The organism is Teichococcus rhizosphaerae, assembly GCF_002631185.1.
Classification (GTDB): Bacteria; Pseudomonadota; Alphaproteobacteria; order Acetobacterales; family Acetobacteraceae; genus Pseudoroseomonas; species Pseudoroseomonas rhizosphaerae.
Genome location: NZ_PDNU01000001.1, coordinates 118,269 through 134,990, shown reverse-complemented (window position 1 = coordinate 134,990; position 16,722 = coordinate 118,269). Strand labels below are relative to the sequence as shown.

At 72.4% G+C, this 16,722-nt stretch carries 16 protein-coding genes; 10 read left to right on the top strand and 6 right to left on the bottom strand.

All coding sequences use genetic code 11. The features are described 5' to 3' along the window. Nucleotides 1–132 precede the first annotated feature (132 nt). Nucleotides 133–534, bottom strand: a complete 402-nt coding sequence (locus CR162_RS00615; RefSeq protein ID WP_099093599.1) for a MarR family winged helix-turn-helix transcriptional regulator — start codon at nucleotides 532–534, stop codon at nucleotides 133–135. A gap of 606 nt (nucleotides 535–1,140) precedes the next feature. Continuing rightward, nucleotides 1,141–2,109, bottom strand: coding sequence for a Gfo/Idh/MocA family oxidoreductase (locus tag CR162_RS00610; protein ID WP_099093598.1), 969 nt, complete (start codon nucleotides 2,107–2,109; stop codon nucleotides 1,141–1,143). A gap of 200 nt (nucleotides 2,110–2,309) precedes the next feature. Between CR162_RS00610 and CR162_RS00605 the strand changes: the two genes are divergently transcribed. The 4 genes from CR162_RS00605 to bfr all read left to right on the top strand — a co-directional run bounded on the left by CR162_RS00605 (nucleotide 2,310) and on the right by bfr (nucleotide 5,393). Then, nucleotides 2,310–2,720, top strand: coding sequence for an OmpA family protein (locus CR162_RS00605; protein WP_099093597.1), 411 nt, complete (start codon nucleotides 2,310–2,312; stop codon nucleotides 2,718–2,720). Nucleotides 2,721–2,731: 11 nt separating this feature from the next. Next, nucleotides 2,732–4,549, top strand: a complete 1,818-nt coding sequence (gene recQ, locus CR162_RS00600; RefSeq protein ID WP_099093596.1) for a DNA helicase RecQ — start codon at nucleotides 2,732–2,734, stop codon at nucleotides 4,547–4,549. 60 nt (nucleotides 4,550–4,609) lie between these two features. Further along, the gene (locus CR162_RS00595) at nucleotides 4,610–4,801 is read left to right on the top strand and encodes a (2Fe-2S)-binding protein (protein ID WP_099093595.1); all 192 of its coding nucleotides are present in this window, start codon (nucleotides 4,610–4,612) and stop codon (nucleotides 4,799–4,801) included. A 100-nt stretch (nucleotides 4,802–4,901) separates the two neighbouring features. Then, nucleotides 4,902–5,393 carry a bacterioferritin gene (bfr, locus tag CR162_RS00590; RefSeq protein WP_099093594.1) on the top strand — a complete coding sequence of 164 codons (492 nt, stop codon included), beginning with the start codon at nucleotides 4,902–4,904 and terminating at the stop codon, nucleotides 5,391–5,393. Nucleotides 5,394–5,455: 62 nt separating this feature from the next. Here the strand turns inward: bfr and CR162_RS00585 are convergent, their stop codons facing one another. The 4 genes from CR162_RS00585 to CR162_RS00570 all read right to left on the bottom strand — a co-directional run bounded on the left by CR162_RS00585 (nucleotide 5,456) and on the right by CR162_RS00570 (nucleotide 9,221). After that, on the bottom strand, nucleotides 5,456–6,766 hold the full coding sequence (locus tag CR162_RS00585) for an NAD(P)/FAD-dependent oxidoreductase (RefSeq protein WP_099093593.1): 1,311 nt from the start codon (nucleotides 6,764–6,766) through the stop codon (nucleotides 5,456–5,458). A gap of 61 nt (nucleotides 6,767–6,827) precedes the next feature. Beyond that, a complete protein-coding gene (locus tag CR162_RS00580) occupies nucleotides 6,828–7,349 on the bottom strand; it encodes a cysteine dioxygenase family protein (RefSeq protein WP_099093592.1) in 522 nt (173 codons plus the stop codon). 12 nt (nucleotides 7,350–7,361) lie between these two features. After that, entirely contained in the window at nucleotides 7,362–8,045 is a 684-nt protein-coding gene (locus tag CR162_RS00575) for a GntR family transcriptional regulator (protein WP_099093591.1), read from the bottom strand. 168 nt (nucleotides 8,046–8,213) lie between these two features. Further along, entirely contained in the window at nucleotides 8,214–9,221 is a 1,008-nt protein-coding gene (locus tag CR162_RS00570) for a polyprenyl synthetase family protein (protein ID WP_099093716.1), read from the bottom strand. 154 nt (nucleotides 9,222–9,375) lie between these two features. Here CR162_RS00570 and CR162_RS00565 point away from each other — a divergent pair, with 154 nt between their 5' ends. The 6 genes from CR162_RS00565 to CR162_RS00540 all read left to right on the top strand — a co-directional run bounded on the left by CR162_RS00565 (nucleotide 9,376) and on the right by CR162_RS00540 (nucleotide 16,678). Next, a complete protein-coding gene (locus CR162_RS00565; RefSeq protein WP_099093590.1) occupies nucleotides 9,376–9,588 on the top strand; it encodes a putative signal transducing protein in 213 nt (70 codons plus the stop codon). Beyond that, complete coding sequence (locus CR162_RS00560) at nucleotides 9,585–10,364, top strand: tRNA1(Val) (adenine(37)-N6)-methyltransferase (protein WP_245870049.1); 780 nt, start codon at nucleotides 9,585–9,587, stop codon at nucleotides 10,362–10,364. The genes CR162_RS00565 and CR162_RS00560 overlap by 4 nt, the downstream gene beginning before the upstream one ends. A 66-nt stretch (nucleotides 10,365–10,430) precedes the next feature. After that, nucleotides 10,431–12,764 (top strand): glycosyltransferase family 4 protein, encoded by a 2,334-nt coding sequence (locus tag CR162_RS00555; protein ID WP_099093588.1) that lies wholly within the window; start codon nucleotides 10,431–10,433, stop codon nucleotides 12,762–12,764. 181 nt (nucleotides 12,765–12,945) lie between these two features. Beyond that, entirely contained in the window at nucleotides 12,946–13,431 is a 486-nt protein-coding gene (locus CR162_RS00550; protein ID WP_245870060.1) for a (2Fe-2S)-binding protein, read from the top strand. Next, entirely contained in the window at nucleotides 13,431–14,435 is a 1,005-nt protein-coding gene (locus CR162_RS00545; protein ID WP_099093586.1) for an FAD binding domain-containing protein, read from the top strand. The genes CR162_RS00550 and CR162_RS00545 overlap by 1 nt, the downstream gene beginning before the upstream one ends. Continuing rightward, the gene (locus tag CR162_RS00540) at nucleotides 14,432–16,678 is read left to right on the top strand and encodes a xanthine dehydrogenase family protein molybdopterin-binding subunit (RefSeq protein WP_099093585.1); all 2,247 of its coding nucleotides are present in this window, start codon (nucleotides 14,432–14,434) and stop codon (nucleotides 16,676–16,678) included. The genes CR162_RS00545 and CR162_RS00540 overlap by 4 nt, the downstream gene beginning before the upstream one ends. Nucleotides 16,679–16,722 lie beyond the last annotated feature (44 nt).

Sequence of the window (16,722 nt, the reverse complement as noted above, 5' to 3'; positions counted from 1 at the left end):
GCGACCCCCCCCCTCCCTCCTGCTTCCGCCGCAAGCACGGGCCGCTCCCGCCGCCGGCATGGCGGGGGAGCGGAAAGGATCGCGGTGCGAAAACAGGGCCGGCAAGGGCAGGTCTGGCCGGCGGGGCCGCGCTCAGCCGGCGCGGCGGGCGGCGCTTTCGCTGTTGGCCGGCTCGGAGGGCGCCACGGCGTGCGCCACGCTGTCCGCCTCCACCATGATGCCGCGGATCTCGCGCAGGAAGGCGGCGCCCTTCACGGTGCGCTGCACCAGCACGCTGCGGCGGTCCTGCGGATCGGTCTTGCGGCGCGCCAGGTCCAGCTCTCCCAGGCGGTCCAGCGCGCGGGTGATGGCGGGCTTGGAGACGTTGAGCGTCGCGGCCAGGCCGCGGACGGTGTGCGGACCCTCGGCCATGTAGACGGTGAGGAACACGCCGAGCTGGCGTGCGGAAAGATCGTGCCCATCGCGCCGCACCAAAGCGACAACGGTATCGCGAAGAATACCGATCAATTGATCCGGAGCGTTGTGAACAGGCATTGCGGGTTGAATCCCTCGACAGGCTTTGCCCGTCTGGCCGATGGGCCTGACGTAGCGATTGAGAACGATCTCGGCCACTGAAGGCCGAGGGCTCAGAAAGCAAAAAACTTCCGGCGGTCTAATTGATGCGAGACGTTGATAGTTTCGATACGAATCTACTTATTTTAGTGCCACAGTTGAGTTGCGGGCGCAGGGATGCGGTGTCTGCGATGCTTCCTTTGAAGCTCCCGAACTTCCTGTTTCCTTCGGTGTCCCGGCTCATCCAGACGGCGGGAGCGGGAACCAGGTAGCGCGGCAACGCCGCGTTGCTTCTCCTGCTTCGCAACGGTTTTGCGTCCTGTCGAGCCACGAACAGTAACCAGCTTGTATCATTGGCCACATCCTCCGATGGATCGGCAGGTCGAGAACACCGCCGCACCTCTTTCCCTCCGTGAGCACCAGCAACTTCCGAAGCCTGCCCTGCCGAGACCGGCAGCCCTGGCAGGCAGGATTGAAGCCATCAGGCTCGTTCCACGCGTATTGATTCTGCTATAACAACCTTTGCGTGATTGTCAATTAACCGAAACAATTTTCCGGCAGGTAATTTTCCTGGCGCGAAGGGATTGGTCAGCCTCGAAGCACGGCTTCGACGACCTGCTGCACCTCGAGCGCCTCGCGCAGGGTCGCGAGGCTGTGCTGGCCGCCACGCGCCAGCGCAGCGAGCTTCTCCAACTGCCCGCGCAGCACCATGGGGCGCATCGCGTCGTTGGAAAGGGCCCCGGCTGCCTGCCGCCACTCCCCGTCCTTCTCTAACTGTTCCGCGAGCGACCAGTTGCGCAAGCGAATCGCTCCGGCCTCACCCGTCAGCGTCCAGCTGTTCGCCTCGTCCTCGGCAATGCGGCCGACGCTGCCGCGCAGCGACACCGGCACGCCGCCGGCGGTCAGCTCGGCCTCGATCGCCGTTTCGGCGCCATCGCCGGCCGGATAGGTCACGCGCGCCGATTGCAGCGCCAGCGGGCCAAGCTGGCGGCGCGTCAGGAACAGGAAGTGCGACACCACCTCGCGGGTGAAGCCGCCCTCGGCGCGGCGCGCCAGCCAGCCCGCCGCATCGTTCTGCCAGCCGCGTGGCCAGCGGCCGAAATCGGTGGCGATCTCGAGCCGGCGCGGGGCCCCCACCGTTCCTTCCTGACGCCAGCGATCGAGCTGCGCCACCGCCGGGGAGGAAGCCATGGGGAAGTTCACCGCCGCCCGCGCGCCCGCCGCTTCCGCCTCGGCGACGAAGGCTTCCGCCTCCGCCAACCCGGTGGCCAGGGGCTTCTCCAGCAGCACGGCACGCCCGGCCGCGAGCGCCGCGCGCGCGAGGGGGATGTGCGCGGCCGGGGGCGCCGCCACATAGAGCACGTCGCAGGCGGCGATCACCGCCTCGGCGCCGGGCAGCATGGGCACGCCGGGGGCCGCGGCGGACAGCCGTGCCACCGCCTCGGGCGAGGGGTCCCACACGCCGGCCAGGCGCATCTCCGGATGCGGGAAGGCCATGCGCACCAGCCGCTCCCCCATGACCCCGAAGCCCACGATGCCGAGCGACAGCAACGCCATAGCGCTTTTCCCCTTCCAAGAAAGGCGCGGAACCTAGTGCTTGGCCGCGGCCGGTGCCAGCCTTTTCCTGGCGCACCGGAACTGCATTGTTTTCAGGGCGGCTTGGTTGACGTCGCGCGGCCCGCCGCGCATCTCTGCGCCACTCCCCCGCTGCACCCCCTGCGGCACCCCCCCACCGGCTCCCATCGGAGAACGCGCGCATGCGCCGTCACTTCCTTCTTGGCCTCCTCGCCCTGCCCCTGCTGGCGGGCTGCGCCACGCCCGGCGGCGAGGCCCCGCAGGTGCCTGTGCATGTCGTGTTCTTCACCGAGGACAGCGCGGCGCTGGACGAGGCCGCGCGGGCCGTGGTGGCCGATGCCGCCCGCCTGGCGCTGGAGGATGCCAGCCTGCCGGTGCGGGTGATGGGCTTCGCCGATCCCGATGGCGGCCGCGCCTACAACCGCGCCATCTCCGCCGCGCGGGCGGAGCAGGTTGCCGCCGCGCTGCGCGAGCGGGGCGTGCCGGCCGGGCGCATCAGCGTCTCGCCGCGCGGCCCGGTGCCCTTCGAGATGATGCCGCTGGAAAGCCGCCGGGTGGAGATCGTGCTGGGCGGGCAGGCGGCGGCGCGCTGAACGGAGACCTCATGCGGGAAACGCAAGAGCCGCTGGAGGTCCTGCACCGGGTCTTTGGCCACACCGGCTTCCGCGGCATGCAGGAGGAGGTGGTCCGCCACGCCGTGGCGGGCGGCTCCGGCCTGGTGCTGATGCCGACGGGCGGCGGCAAGAGCCTGTGCTTCCAGGTGCCGGCGCTGTGCCGGCCGGGGCTTGGCGTCGTCGTCTCGCCGCTCATCGCGCTGATGGAGGACCAGGTGGCGGCGCTGCGGCAGCAGGACGTGCCCGCCGCCGCCCTCCATTCCGACCTCGACCCCGACGAGGCGCGCGCCGTGCGGCGCGCCCTGAACGAGGGCTCGCTGAAGCTGCTCTACGTTTCGCCGGAGCGGCTGGTGAACGAGGAGACGCTGGCGCGGCTCGACGAGATGCGCATCGCCCTCTTCGCCATCGACGAGGCGCATTGCGTCAGCCAGTGGGGCCACCACTTCCGCCCCGAATACCGGGGCCTGACGGTGCTCGCCGAGCGCTTCCCCGGCGTGCCGCGCCTGGCGCTGACCGCGACCGCCGACCCGCGCACGGTGCAGGACATCCAGCGCCAGCTCCGGCTGGAGGACAGCCCCCTCTTCCGCGCCAGCTTCGACCGGCCGAACATCTTCATCTCCGCCCAGCCGCGCGAGCAGGAGCGCGCGCAGCTCCGCGCCTTCATCCGCCGCGCGGGCGACGGCACCGGCGCCGGCCTCATCTATTGCGGCAGCCGCCGCAAGGCCGAGCAGACCGCCGACTGGCTGCGCGCCGACGGCCATGACTCCCTGGTGTTCCACGCCGGGCTCGACCCCGTGCAGAAGCGCGAGGCGCATCGCCGCTTCGCGCGGGGAGACGCGGTGGTGATGGCCGCCACCATCGCCTTCGGCATGGGCATCGACCGCCCGGACGTGCGCTGGGTGGCGCACACCGACCTGCCGCGCAGCCCCGAGAGCTGGTACCAGGAGATCGGCCGCGCCGGGCGCGACGGGCTGCCGGCCCAGGCGCTGCTGCTCTATGGCGCGGGCGACATCGCGCTGGCCCGCCACCGCATCGGCGAGAGCGGCGCGGGCGACGACCAGAAGCGCGTCGAGCGGCAGCGGCTGGACGCCATGGTGGCGATCGCCGAGGCCGCCACCTGCCGGCGTCAGCTCCTCCTCCGCTGCTTCGGCGAGGACGCGCCCGAACCCTGCGGCCAGTGCGACATCTGCCTGAGCCCGCCGCGCCTGTTCGACGGGACGGTGGCCGCCCAGAAGCTGCTCTCGGCGGTGCTGCGCACGGGGCGCCGCTTTGGCGTCGGTCATCTGGTCGATGTGCTGCACGGCAAGACCACGGCCAAGGTGGCGCAGTTCGGCCATGACCAGCTTCCCACCTTCGGCGTGGGGCGGGACCTGACCGAGACGGCCTGGAAGGGCATCGCCCGCCAGCTCGTGGCGCAGGGCGCGCTCGATGTCGCGGTGGAGAACCATGGCGAGCTGGTGCCGACCGACGCCGCCCGCCCGATCCTGAAGGGCGAGCGGCCGGTGATGTTCCGCGAGGAGCTGGTGACGCCCGCCAGCCGCCCCATGACCCGCGCGCGGGCGGCCGACGCGGCCGCGCTCGCCAGCCCGGGCGACCCCTGCTTCGCGGCGCTGCGCGACTGGCGGCGGCGCACCGCCCTCGCCCAGGGCGTGCCGGCCTATGTCATCTTCCAGGACCGGACGCTGGCCGAGATCGCCGCCGGCCGGCCGGACAGCCTGGCGGCGCTGGGCACCATCCCCGGCGTCGGCGCCACCAAGCTGGAGCGCTACGGGCAGGCGGTTCTCGGCATCATCCGAGATTGCGACTGACTTGCAATCGGTATTGCGAATGGCTATCAACCGCATCGCACAACCGATGCGGTGCCCTTCATGTATGTCTGCCTTTGCAACGGCCTGACCGACAGCCAGATCCGCAACGCCATCGCGGATGGGGCGCGCCGCCCGAAGGAGGTCTATGCCTCCTGCAACTGCAACGCCCAGTGCGGCTGCTGCACCGGCACGATGCTGTCCATCATCCGCGAGCAGCCCGCCGGGCCTTCCCCGCTGGCCGCCGGCGACTGAGAGCGTCTCTCACTCGCAATTTCAAGCAAAACCAATGACTTGACGATTGGACCTCGGGTCGTCACTTTCCGCTCCGACACTTCCCGGACGGAGAGCCGCCATGCTGCGCGACCCCAAGGTGATCGAGCACCTGAACACCCAGCTCACCAACGAGCTGACGGCCATCAACCAGTACTTCCTGCATGCCCGCATGCTGGACAACTGGGGCGTGACCAAGCTCGGCAAGCACGAATACGCCGAGTCCATCGAGGAGATGAAGCACGCGGACGAGCTGATCAACCGCATCCTCTTCCTTGGCGGCCTGCCCAACGTGCAGCGGCTGAACCAGATCCTGATCGGCGAGAATGTCGAGGAAGTCCTCCGCTGCGACCAGAAGCTGGAGGAGAAGGCGATCAACGACCTGCGCGATGCCATCGCCTATTGCGAGACGGCGCGCGACTTCGTTTCCCGCGACCTCTTCATCCGCATCCTGATCGATGAGGAGAAGCACGCGGACTTCGTGGAAACGCAGTTCGAGCTGATCCGCCAGATCGGCCTGCCCAAGTACATCGCCCTCAACAGCGACGCGGCGCCGGACCAGCACCAGTCCTGAGCCGGCCGGCCGGGGGAGGACGCGCCCTCCCCCCGGCCCTGGCCCCGGCCCCGGCCCGCGCCTCAGTCGCGCCGGTCCTTCCAGCGGAACAGCGCCTGGTTCCAGGCGACGCCGAGCGGCGCGAAGGCGTGGCCGGCGATCCGCCGCAGCGGCTCGACCGGCGCGGCGATCTCCGAAAGCGGGCGGCCCAGGCTGGCGCGCGCCATCTCCCGCCCCAGCGCCGTGGCCAGCGCGACGCCGCGGCCATTGCACCCCGTCCAGGCCAGCACGCCCGGCGCCAGCTCATAGAGATGCGGCGCCTTGTCGTCGGTGGCGGCGATGTAGCCCCACCAGGCATGGGTGAAGCCGAATTCGCCGACCTGCGGAAACACCCGCCGCAGCCGCGCGCCGATGCGGGCACGGATGCGCCCGTCCCAGCCGAAGGGCAGGATCAGCCCGCCCCCCGTGATCAGCCGGCCCGAGGCGTCGAAGCGGAAGAAGTGCAGGTCGCCCTGCGTGTCGGACAGGGCATGGCCCTCGGGCAGGATGGTCTTGCGGATGTTGTCGGAGAGCGGCGTGGTGGCCATCTGGTAGGAGCGCACCGGCACCAGGCTGCGCTCCAGCCCCGGCCACAGGCCGGGCGGCGTGTAGGCGTGGGTCGCGATGACGAGGCGCTGCGCCAGCACCCGTCCGCGCGGCGTGGTGACGCGCCACCCCCCCTCCTCCCGCGCGATGGCGGTGGCCGGGCTGCCGGTGTGGACCCGCGCGCCCGCGGCGATGGCGGCGCCGGCGAGGCCGCGGGCGAAGCCCATCGGGTTGATGCGGCCGCCGGTCGGGTTCTCCCAGCCGCCCTGCCAGAAGGCGCTGCCAGACAGGCGCGCCACCTCCTCCTGGTCCAGCAGGCGCACCGGCGCGCCGCGCTGGCCCCATTGCCGCACCCGCTTCTCCACCAGCTTCATGCGCGAGGGGCGGTGGGCGGGCTGGAACCAGCCCTTCTGCACCGCCTCGGCGGCGATGCCGTGCCGGCGGATGAGGTCGAAGACGAGGCTGGCGCTGTCGCGGATGAGGGCGACGAGCTGCTCCCCCTTGTCCCGCCCGCCATGCTCGGGCCGCACCCCGGCCACGATGTCGTCCGGGTCGAGGCGGGACAGGTTGGGGATGACCTGGCCGTTGTTGCGGCCCGAGGCGCCGAAGCCGATCTGCGCCGCCTCCACCAGCACCGTCTCGGCGCCGCCCTCGGCCAGGTGCAGCGCGGCGGAAAGCCCGGTGAAGCCACCGCCGATCACCGCCACATCGGCGCGGCAATCCCCCAGCAGCGGCCCGGTGGCGGGCGGCGGCGGCGCGCTCGAGGCCCAGAGGCTGGGGGGCAGGTCGGCGGGGGCGGTCTCGGCCAAGGCGGGGCTTCCTTCCGGCGTTCGGTCAGCCGCGCAGAGTGCCCCGACCGGGCCGCCGCCATCAATCCGCGTAGACCAGATTCACGTCCGAGCCGAAGCGGTCGAAGGGCACGCCATAGACATGGATGGAGACCGCCTCCTCGCCGCCGAGATTGGCGAGACGGTGGATCAGGCCGGGATCGGCGGGGCCATGGCAGGTGGCGCCGGGCGGGCGCAGCACGCTGCCGGTCTGGCGGGGGGCGCCCTCCGCGCCGGCGACGTAGTGGCCCTCCGTCAGCGTGCCGCGATACACGCCAAGGGCGCACCAGGTGCGGTGGGCATGGACCGGGCTCATCTGTCCCGGCCGCCAGGCCAGCGCCACCACGGCGTAGCCGCCCTGCGGATCGGCCTGGAGTAGGTGGCGCACATAGCGCTTCGGGTCGCAAGGGCATGCGCCGGGCGCCAGAAGCTCCGGCACCGCCAGCCAGGGCGCGATGGCGGCGGCGACGCGGCCGGGCCGTTCCGCCTCATCCCCCGCACGGGCGGCGGCGGCGATATCGGCCAGCATGGCGGCCAGCGGACCCTGCGGGGCGATGAAGGACATGGCGCGGGGCCTTCAGATGACGGTGGCGGAATCAGGGGCGGTCAGCGCGGCCAGCACCATGGCGTGCGAGGCGGCGACCTGCTCGCGCATGATGGCGGCGGCCTCCTCGGCGCGGCCGAGGGCCAGCGCCTCGGTCAGCGCGTGGTGCTCATGCGCCATCTCGCCGGTGCGGTCCCGCCGGCGCAGGCCAAGAGCCAGCATGCGGGTGCTCTCGTCGAGCAGCCGGTCGATCTGGCGCGCCAGCCGGCCATTGCCGGAAAGCTCGGCCACCGCGACATGGAAGGCCTTGTTGGCGTCCAGAAAGGCATGGGTGCTTTCCTCGTCCTCCGGCTGGTAGCCGCAGGCGCAGACGGCATCGAGCCGCCGCAGCGCCGCGGCATCCACCCGCCCGGCGGCGCGCCGCGCGGCCTCGGGCTCCAGCAGCAGGCGCAGGCCGAACACCTCGTGGATGTCGCGGATGGTGACGAGGGAGACCACCCAGCCCCGGCGCGGCACCGCCTGCACCAGCCCCTCCTCCGCGAGCCGGGCCAGCGCCGCGCGCACGGGCGCCTTGCCGAGCCCGAGCATCTGGGCTGCGGCGGCCTCGCTCAGCGTCTCGCCGGGGCGCAGCCGGGTGGTCAGGATCTCGCGCCGCAACGCCGAGAGCGCCTGCTCGGTCAGGGAGGGCGGCGTCTCGAGAGGCAGCACCATGGACATGACAGGTCGTTCCCGTGTCACTGACATGTCACAACGATAAGGCAGGGAGCCTTCCTGCCGCAAGGCATGAAAAAGGGGCGCTGCCATGGGCGCGCCCCGTGAACCACCGGACAAAAGGCTTGTGGAAGGCGGACGGGAAGCGCGCCGCGCTTTCCGGCCGCCGCCCTCCTAGCGCGCGCGGGCGATGCAGAACTCGACGATGTCGGCCAGCGCCCGCTTCTCCGCACTCTCGGGGAAGCCGGACAGGGCGGCGAGCGCCTGGTCGCCATAATGCCGGGCGCGTGCGATCGTGTCCTCGAAGGCGCGGTGCCGCTGCATCAGCCCCAGGGCATGGGCGAGGTCGCCCTCCTCCTGCCGCCGCTCCTCCAGCACGCGGCGCCAGAAGCCGCGCTCCTCCTCGTCGCCGCGCGCGAAGGCGAGCAGCACCGGCAGGGTGATCTTGCCCTCGCGGAAGTCGTCGCCCACCGTCTTGCCCAGCCGCTCCTGCTCGGCCGAGTAGTCCAGCGCGTCATCGACGAGCTGGAAGGCGATGCCGAGGTTGCGGCCATAGCTGTCCATCGCCTCGGCCTCCGCGCGCGGCCGGCCGGCGACGACGGCGCCCACGCGGGTGGCGGCGGCGAAGAGGGCGGCGGTCTTGCCCTCGATCACGTCCAGGTACTGCGCCTCGGTCGAGGCGGTGTCGTTCTGGATGACGAGCTGCAGCACCTCGCCCTCGGCGATGGTGGCCGCCGCCGAGCAGAGGATGTCCAGCACCTCCAGCGAGCCGTCGGCCACCATGAGCTGGAAGGCGCGGGCGAACAGGAAGTCGCCCACCAGCACGCTGGCCTGGTTGCCGAACACGGCGTTGGCGCTGGCCTGGCCACGGCGCAGGTCGCTCTCGTCCACCACGTCGTCATGCAGCAGGGTGGCGGTGTGGATGAACTCGACGCAGGCGGCGAGGCCCACATGCCGCTCGCCGCGGTAGCCGCAGAGGCGGGCGGCCGCCAGGGTCAGCAGCGGGCGCAGCCGCTTGCCGCCAGCCGCGATCAGATGCGCCGCGAGCTGCGGGATCAGCTGCACGGGGCTCTGCATCTTCTCGAGGATGAGGCGGTTGCAGGCTTCCAGATCCTCCCGGACCAGGCCGACGAGCGCGGTCAGCGCATCCTCGGCATCGGGGTGCGGGGCGGGGCTGGGCATCGTATCGGGCGCGGTGCGCGTCGGCGCGGCGGGAAAGCTCACGCGGCCATTGACCTCTGTGCTGGGGGGCGCACCATACCCATGGGGGTTCCGGGCAGCAAGGCGCCGGCCCGGTTCCCCGCCTTTCCCCTCCCCCTCCGGAGTTCCCAAGCCGATGCGCGTGCTGGTCGAGAGCCCCGACCCGGTCCGTCTCTCCTTTCTGGCGGCGCTGCTGGCGGATGCCGGGATCCCGGCCATGCAGCTCGACGCGCATGTCAGCGCCCTGCATGGCGGCATCGGCGCCTTTCCGCGCCGGCTGGCGGTGCTGCCGGAGGACCACGCCCGCGCCCTGGCGGTGCTGCGCGACGCCGGCGAGGCCCCGTCGTGAGCCTCGTCCTGGCAGGCGGGGAGCCGGGGCCGGACATCGGCGAGGCATTGGCCGAGGACCGGCTGCTGGATGGCAGGGTGCGCCTGCTGCAGCCCCGCCAGGGCCTGCGGGCGGGGCTGGACGCGGTGCTGCTGGCCGCCGGCATTCCCGCCCGGCCGGGACAGGCGGTGCTGGAGGGCGGCTGCGGCAGCGGCGCGGTGTTCCTCTGCCTGATGGCGCGGGTGCCGGAGCTGCGCGTCTTCGCGGTGGAGCGCGAGCCGGCGCTGGCCGCCCTGGCCCGGCGCAACGCCGTGTTGAACGGTGTCGCCGACCGGGTGACGGTGCTGGAAGGCGACATCGCCGACCCCGCCTTGCGGCGCGCCCTGCCCCGGCTGCACCACGCCTTCGCCAACCCGCCCTACTGGCCCGGCGGCAGCCCGCCTCCCGAGGCGCTGCGCGCCGGCGCCACCCATGCCGGCGAAGGCCCCGATCTCGCCACCTGGGCGCGCGCCCTGGCCGCGCCGCTGGAACGGCGCGGCAGCCTCAGCCTGATCCTGCCCGCCTCCCGCTTCGCCGAGGCCGCCGCCGCGCTGCGCGCCGCCCGCTGCGCCGAGGTGGCGCTGACCCCCTTCTGGCCACGCGCCGGCCAGCCAGCGCGGCGGGTGCTGCTGCGCGGCCACCGTCTGGGCCGCGGCCCCGACCGCCTCCTTCCCGGGCTGGTGCTGCACGAGGGCGAGGCCTGGTCCGCCGCCGCCGGCGCGGTTCTGCGCGGCGCCGCCGCCCTGCCGGACCGCTGAGCCGCCGCGGCCGCGCCGCCGCGAGGTTGCCTTTCCCCCGAAGCGTGGATTACGAGACCGCTCACGATGACAGCAGACGCCGAGCTTCACTCCAACGATGCCGACCTGCTTCTGGCGACGGCCGACAGCCGGCGTGACCAGGGCGCCTGGCTCCAGGCGGCGCAGTTCTATGCGCGCGTGGTTTCCCTGCGGCCGGAGGCGTGGCCCCTGAAGGTGCAGGAAGGCCATTGCCTCAAGGAGGCCGGCAGGGTGGAGGCGGCGCTGGGCCGCTACCTGGACGCCGAGCGGCAGGCGCCGGAGGATGCCGACCTGCAATTGCAGATCGGCCATGCCCACAAGCTGCTCGGCCGGCGCCGGGAGGCGGCGCTGGCCTATGCCCGCGCCGTGGCGCTGGACCCCGGCAACGCCGATGCGCGGCAGGAGGCTCAGGCCAGCGAGCCCTGGCTGGAACAGGGAGCGCCCGCCGCCACGCCCGCGCCGCCGCCCCGGGCTCCCGCCTCCGGGGCCCCACCTTCCCTGACCCTGCCAGCTGGACCGGACCCCGCCGCCCGCACCACGGCCGCCGCGGAGGCGGCGCCTCCTGCCGCGGCACCCTCGCTGCTTTCCGCGGCGGCCGTCTCGGTGGTGCTCGATGTCAGCGACGTGCTGGACTACTTCAACGGCGCGCGCACGCCCACGGGCATCCAGCGGGTGCAGATCGGCATCGTCAACCAGGCCATCGCGGAGCCGCCACCGGACGGGCTGCGGCTCTCCTTCGCCGCCTTCAACCCCGCCGACCTGAACTGGCACGTGGTGGAGGCGGCAGGCTTCGCCACGCTGTGCGCCCTGTCCGCCTCGGGCTCCGACACCGAGGACCCCGAATGGACCGAGGCCCGCGAGGCGCTGCGCGAGAAGGTGGCCAAGGCCCCGCCGATGGCCTTCGCGCCCGGGGCGCTGCTGGTCAACCTCGGCAATTCCTTCGGCTTCGCCGAGTATTTCCGCGCCCTGCGCCTCGCGCAGGAGCGCGACGGCGTCCGCTACGTGCCCTTCGTGCATGACTGCGTGCCGCTGATCGTGCCCGAGCACTGCCTGCAGACGATGGTGCAGGACTATTCGCGCTGGTTCTCCGCGCTGGGGCTGCACGCGCACGGGCTGCTCTGCAACTCCGAGAACACCCTGCGCGACGTCAGGGAGCAGATGGCCCGGCTGCAGCCGGAGCTTTCCCTGCCCGCCCATGTGGTGCGGCTCGACGCCGACCCCCGCAGCGTCGCCACCCTTTCCGGCGACGCGGCGCTGCCGGCGCTGCGCGCGCTGCGGCCGAACGAGCGCTTCGCCCTGTTCGTCTCCACCATCGAGAGCCGCAAGAACCACCTGCTGGTGTTCACCGCCTGGCTGCAGCTGATCCGGCGGCACGGCGCCGCGCGGGTGCCGCGGCTGGTCTGCGTGGGCAAGCCGGGCTGGCATGCCGAGGCGGCGCTGAACCTGCTGCGCAACGCGCCCGAACTGCAGCGCCACGTCGTGCTGCTCTCGCGCATCTCGGACCTGGAGCTGGACGCGCTCTACGAGCGCTGCGCCTTCACCGTCTACAACAGCTACTACGAGGGCTGGGGCCTGCCGGTCACCGAGGCGCTGGCGCATGGCAAGGTGGTGATCACGCCGCGCCACTCGGCCCTGACGGAGGCGGGTGGCGAGGCGGCGCTCTACTTCACCCCGCAGAGTCTGCCCGAGCTGGAGGCGCTGCTGGAGCGCGTCATGTTCGACGATGCCTTCCGCGCGGCGCAGGAGGCGGTGGTGCTCGAGAAGGGCCGCCCACGCGGCTGGAGCGCGGTGAAGGACCAGGTCTTTGCCGCCCTGCGGGCGCTGGCGCAGCGCCCGCCGCGGCCGTTGGAGGCGCGCGCCAGCCTGACCCTCGGCCGCAGCTACCCGGTCCGCCGCCGCCCCCTCGCCCGCCCCGATCTCGACGCCGCCATGGCCGACATGGCGCGCGAGGGGCCGGGCTGGTATCCGCTGGAGGAATGGGGGGTGTGGTGCCGCGGCGGCGGCGGCACGCTGCGCCTGCCGGTTCCGGGGGAGGCCAGCGGCACGCCGCTCCGCCTCTACCTCCAGACCCATTCCCCGCCGGAGCCGCTGGCGGTGAATCTCCGCTGCCACAGCCGGGGCGTCACCATCGCGCAGTTCGAGGTCACGCTCCAGCCAGGCCAGCACCCGACGCTGATGCTCGACCTGCCGCCGGCGGAACTGGACGGCCCGCTGGAGGTGGAGATCGACACCGGGGAGGGCGTCGATCTCTCGCGCCATGGCCCGGAGGACACGCGCCGCGTCGGGTTCGGGCTGTCCGGCTTCATGCTGTGCCGGCTGGACGACCATGCCTCGCGGCTGAGCTTCCTGGAACAGCAGAGCCTCACCTCCGTGCTGGTGTGAGCCGCGCCGCGCCGGGTCTCGCCACGACCCTGTGAACGCACCTCATCCGCCACCCTCGCGTTGAGTTCCCCGAATGCGGGATCCCAGCGAAGCGGAGACGGATATGAGCGAAGCCGATCACCTCGGCACGGTCGCGCCACGCGCGGCGCCGCCGGGGCAGGACAACGCATGGCCGGTCGCCATGCTGACGTTGCGCGTGAACGGGCAGACACATCGCCTGGCGCTGGACACGCGCACCACCCTGCTCGACATGCTGCGCGACCATCTCGGCCTGACGGGCGCGAAGACCGGCTGCAACCAGGGTGCCTGCGGTGCCTGCACCGTCCTGGCCGACGGCAAGCGGATCAATGCCTGCCTCACCCTGGCCGTGGCGGCGCAGGGGCAGGACATCATCACCATCGAGGGGCTGGCGAAGGGCGATGCCCTGCATCCCATGCAGCAGGCCTTCGTGGACCATGACGCCTTCCAGTGCGGCTACTGCACGCCGGGGCAGATCATGTCGGCCATCGCCTGCATCCATGAGGGCCATGCCGGCAGCGCCGAGGAGATCCGCGAGTTCATGTCGGGCAATCTCTGCCGCTGCGGCGCCTATCCCAACATCGTCAAGGCGGTGCAGGACGTGGCGGGCCAGGGCGATATGCGGTTCCCCGGCAAGGGAGGCGTGTGATGCAGCCCTTCGAATACCACCGCGCCAGCAGCCTGGAGGACGCGCTGCGGCAGGGCGCGCTCGAAGGCGCCTCCTACCTCGCCGGCGGCACCACGCTGGTGGACCTGATGCGCATCGGCGTGATGCGCCCCGGGCGGCTGATCGACCTGCGCGACGTCTCGGAGCTGCACGGCTTCGACACGGGCGGCGAGACGCTGCGCTTCGGCGCCCTCGCCAGCATGGCGGAGGTGGCCGACGACATCGTGCTGCGGCAGGACTACCCCGCCCTGGCCGAGAGCCTGCTGCTCGCCGCCTCGGCGCAGCTTCGCAACATGGCGACGGTGGGCGGCAACCTGCTCCAGCGCACCCGCTGCCTGTATTACCGCGACACCCGCTACAGCGCCTGCAACAAGCGCAACCCGGGCAGCGGCTGCGCGGCGCAGGATGGCGTCAACCGCCAGCACGCGGTGCTCGGCGGCTCGGAGCGCTGCATCGCCACCATGCCGAGCGACTGGGCCGTGGCACTGACGGCCTTTGACGCGGCGGTGGAGGTCGCCGGGCCGCAGGGCCGCCGCACCGTGCCGATCGACAGCTTCCACATCCCCTATGGCGAGCATCCTGAAGCAGAAACGGCGCTCCGCCCCGGCGAGATCCTGACCGCGATCCTGGTGCCGGCCAGCCGCGCCGGCCGCGCCTCCTGCTATGTGAAGGTGCGGGACCGCGAGTCCTATGCCTTCGCCGTCAGCTCCGCCGCCGTGGCGCTGCGGCTCGAGGGCGCGCGCGTGGCGGAGGCGCGCATCGCGCTGGGTGGGCTTTCCACGACCCCATGGCGCGCCGTGGCGTCCGAGACGCTGCTGCGCGGCCGGACCATCGACGAGGCCAGCATCAGGGAAGCCGCGGCGCGCGCCATGGACGGCGCCGATCCGCGCCCTGGCAACGCCTTCAAGGTGGAGCTCGGCCGGCGCACCGTGGAGGACGCGCTGCTGCGCGCCATGCGCCGCGCCCAGGAAGGAGAGGCGGCATGAACGCCATCATCGGAACCCCGCATCCCCGCCTCGATGGCCGCGCCAAGGTGACGGGCGCGGCGCGCTACGCGCTCGACAACAGCCGCGCCGGCCTGCAGCATGCGGCCCTGGTGCTCTCGCCCATCGCGCTGGGGCGCGTCGCCTCGATCAACGACGCGGCCGTGGCCGGGCTGCCCGGCGTGCGGCTGGTGATGACGCACAGGAACATGCCGGCGCTGCGGCCCGACGCCGCCATGCAGGATGGCGGCCATGCGCATGCCTCCTTCCGGCCGCTGGAAGGCGACGAGATCCGCTATCACGGCCAGCCCGTGGCGGTGGTGGTGGCCGACACGCGCGAGCAGGCCGAGCACGCCGCCGCCCTGCTGCCCGTGCGCTACGAGGCGCGCCCCGGCGCCGTGGCGCACCTGCCGGAAGACGCGCCCTCCGAGGAGGAGGCCGGCAGCCTCGACGTCGGCGACGCCGATGCGGAATGGGAAGCCTCGGCCGTGCGCGTCACCGCCGACTATGAGGAGCCGGCGCAACACCACAACCCGATCGAGCTTTACGGCTGCATCGCGGAATGGGACGAGCAAGGCGGCCTCGAGGTGCATGTGCCGAGCCAGTGGGCGGGCGGCATGCGCGCCGGCATCGCCACGGTGTTCGGGCTGCCCGAGGAAAAGACGCGGGTGATCTCGCCCTATATCGGCGGCGCCTTCGGCGGCAAGGCCACGGTGCTGGCCACCACCCTGCTCACCTGCGCCGCGGCGAAGCTGACGGGGCGGCCGGTGATGCTGCAGGTCTCGCGCCAGCAGGCCTTCCCCACCACCTCCTTCCGCCCCGCGGCGCGGCAGCACATCCGGCTCGGCGCCACGGCGGAGGGCAAGCTGCGCGCCCTCATCTATACCAGCGAGAACCAGACCTGCCGCTTCGATGACGTCTCCTTCCCCGGCGGCGAGATCCTGGCGCGGCTCTACGACATCCCCGGCATGAAGATGCGCGAGGGTCTGGTGCGGACGGACGTGAACGCGCCCGGCTTCATGCGCGCGCCGGCCGAGACGCCGGCGGTGTTCGCCTTCGAGAGCGCCATCGACGAGCTGGCCGTGGCGCTGAAGATGGACCCGGTGGAGCTGCGCCGCCGCAACGAGCCGGCCCGCGACCCGGTGAAGGGCCTGCCGTGGTCCAGCCGCTCGCTGCTGCGCTGCTACGAGCGCGGCGCCGAGCTGTTCGGCTGGAGCGGGCGCGACCACGCGCCGCGCAGCATGACGAAGGACGGCGACCTGATCGGCTGGGGCTGCGCCACGGCGGTCTATCCCACCTTCATCAGCACCAGCTCCGCCACGCTGCGGCTGACCTCCGAGGGGCGCGCCGAGGTGCGTTGCGCGGCCGCCGACATCGGCACCGGCACCTACACCATCCTGGCGCAGATCGCGGCCGACCGGCTGGGCCTGACGCCGGACAAGGTGACGGTGCGGCTGGGCGACAGCACGCTCGACCCGGCCAATGTGGCGGGCGGCAGCACCACGGCGCTGGCCAGCGGCAACGCCGTGAGCAAGGTGGCCGAGCAGGCGCGCGAGGCGCTGTTCAAGGCGCTGACCGAGGCGGAGGAAGGCCCCTTCAAGGGCATGAGCCCCGCCAGCCTTTCCCTCAGCGAGGGCACCGTGCGGGCCGGCAACGTGACGCAGAGCCTGGCCGAGGCGGTTTCCAGCCTGCCGCGCGGCAAGGTCGAGGCGACCGACCAGTGGGCGCATCCCGAGATGCCCGCCAAGCAGAGCAAGATGCTCTGGCGCGCCGGCTCGCCCCAGGGCGGGCCGGACATGGAGAGCTTCACGGCGCTGGCCTTCGGCGCGCAGTTCGTCGAGGTGCGGATCAACCCGCGCACGCGCACCATCCGGGTGCCGCGCATGGTGGGCGTCTATGCCGGCGGCACCATCCTGAACCCGCGCACGGCGCACAGCCAGCTGATGGGCGGCATGGTGTGGGGCCTGTCCAACGCGCTGCTGGAGGCGAGCGAGGTGGACCGCAACCATGCCGCCTTCGCCAATGCCGACATGGCCGAGTACCACATCGCGGTGAACGCCGACATCGGCGCGCTGGACGTGGAGATGCTGGAGGAGCGGGACGACAAGATCGGCCCCCTCGGCGCCAAGGGGCTGGGCGAGATCGGCATCACCGGCACCGCCCCTGCCCTGGCGAACGCAGTGTTCCATGCCACGGGCATCCGCGTCCGCAAGCTGCCCATCCGGATCGAGGACATCCTGGGCTGAACCGGCGGAAGGCCGGGGGGCGGAAATCCCTTCCCCCCGGCCCT

What these genes read in the sequence shown, in the direction of transcription:
- CR162_RS00575 (WP_099093591.1), bottom strand. Translation starts at nt 8,045, where the DNA reads ATGTCCATGGTGCTGCCTCTCGAGACGCCGCCCTCCCTGACCGAGCAG.
- CR162_RS00555 (WP_099093588.1), top strand. Translation starts at nt 10,431, where the DNA reads ATGACAGCAGACGCCGAGCTTCACTCCAACGATGCCGACCTGCTTCTG.
- CR162_RS00545 (WP_099093586.1), top strand. Translation starts at nt 13,431, where the DNA reads ATGCAGCCCTTCGAATACCACCGCGCCAGCAGCCTGGAGGACGCGCTG.
- recQ (WP_099093596.1), top strand. Translation starts at nt 2,732, where the DNA reads ATGCGGGAAACGCAAGAGCCGCTGGAGGTCCTGCACCGGGTCTTTGGC.
- bfr (WP_099093594.1), top strand. Translation starts at nt 4,902, where the DNA reads ATGCTGCGCGACCCCAAGGTGATCGAGCACCTGAACACCCAGCTCACC.
- CR162_RS00615 (WP_099093599.1), bottom strand. Translation starts at nt 534, where the DNA reads ATGCCTGTTCACAACGCTCCGGATCAATTGATCGGTATTCTTCGCGAT.
- CR162_RS00580 (WP_099093592.1), bottom strand. Translation starts at nt 7,349, where the DNA reads ATGTCCTTCATCGCCCCGCAGGGTCCGCTGGCCGCCATGCTGGCCGAT.
- CR162_RS00605 (WP_099093597.1), top strand. Translation starts at nt 2,310, where the DNA reads ATGCGCCGTCACTTCCTTCTTGGCCTCCTCGCCCTGCCCCTGCTGGCG.
- CR162_RS00595 (WP_099093595.1), top strand. Translation starts at nt 4,610, where the DNA reads ATGTATGTCTGCCTTTGCAACGGCCTGACCGACAGCCAGATCCGCAAC.
- CR162_RS00570 (WP_099093716.1), bottom strand. Translation starts at nt 9,221, where the DNA reads ATGCCCAGCCCCGCCCCGCACCCCGATGCCGAGGATGCGCTGACCGCG.
- CR162_RS00540 (WP_099093585.1), top strand. Translation starts at nt 14,432, where the DNA reads ATGAACGCCATCATCGGAACCCCGCATCCCCGCCTCGATGGCCGCGCC.
- CR162_RS00610 (WP_099093598.1), bottom strand. Translation starts at nt 2,109, where the DNA reads ATGGCGTTGCTGTCGCTCGGCATCGTGGGCTTCGGGGTCATGGGGGAG.
- CR162_RS00550 (WP_245870060.1), top strand. Translation starts at nt 12,946, where the DNA reads ATGCTGACGTTGCGCGTGAACGGGCAGACACATCGCCTGGCGCTGGAC.
- CR162_RS00565 (WP_099093590.1), top strand. Translation starts at nt 9,376, where the DNA reads ATGCGCGTGCTGGTCGAGAGCCCCGACCCGGTCCGTCTCTCCTTTCTG.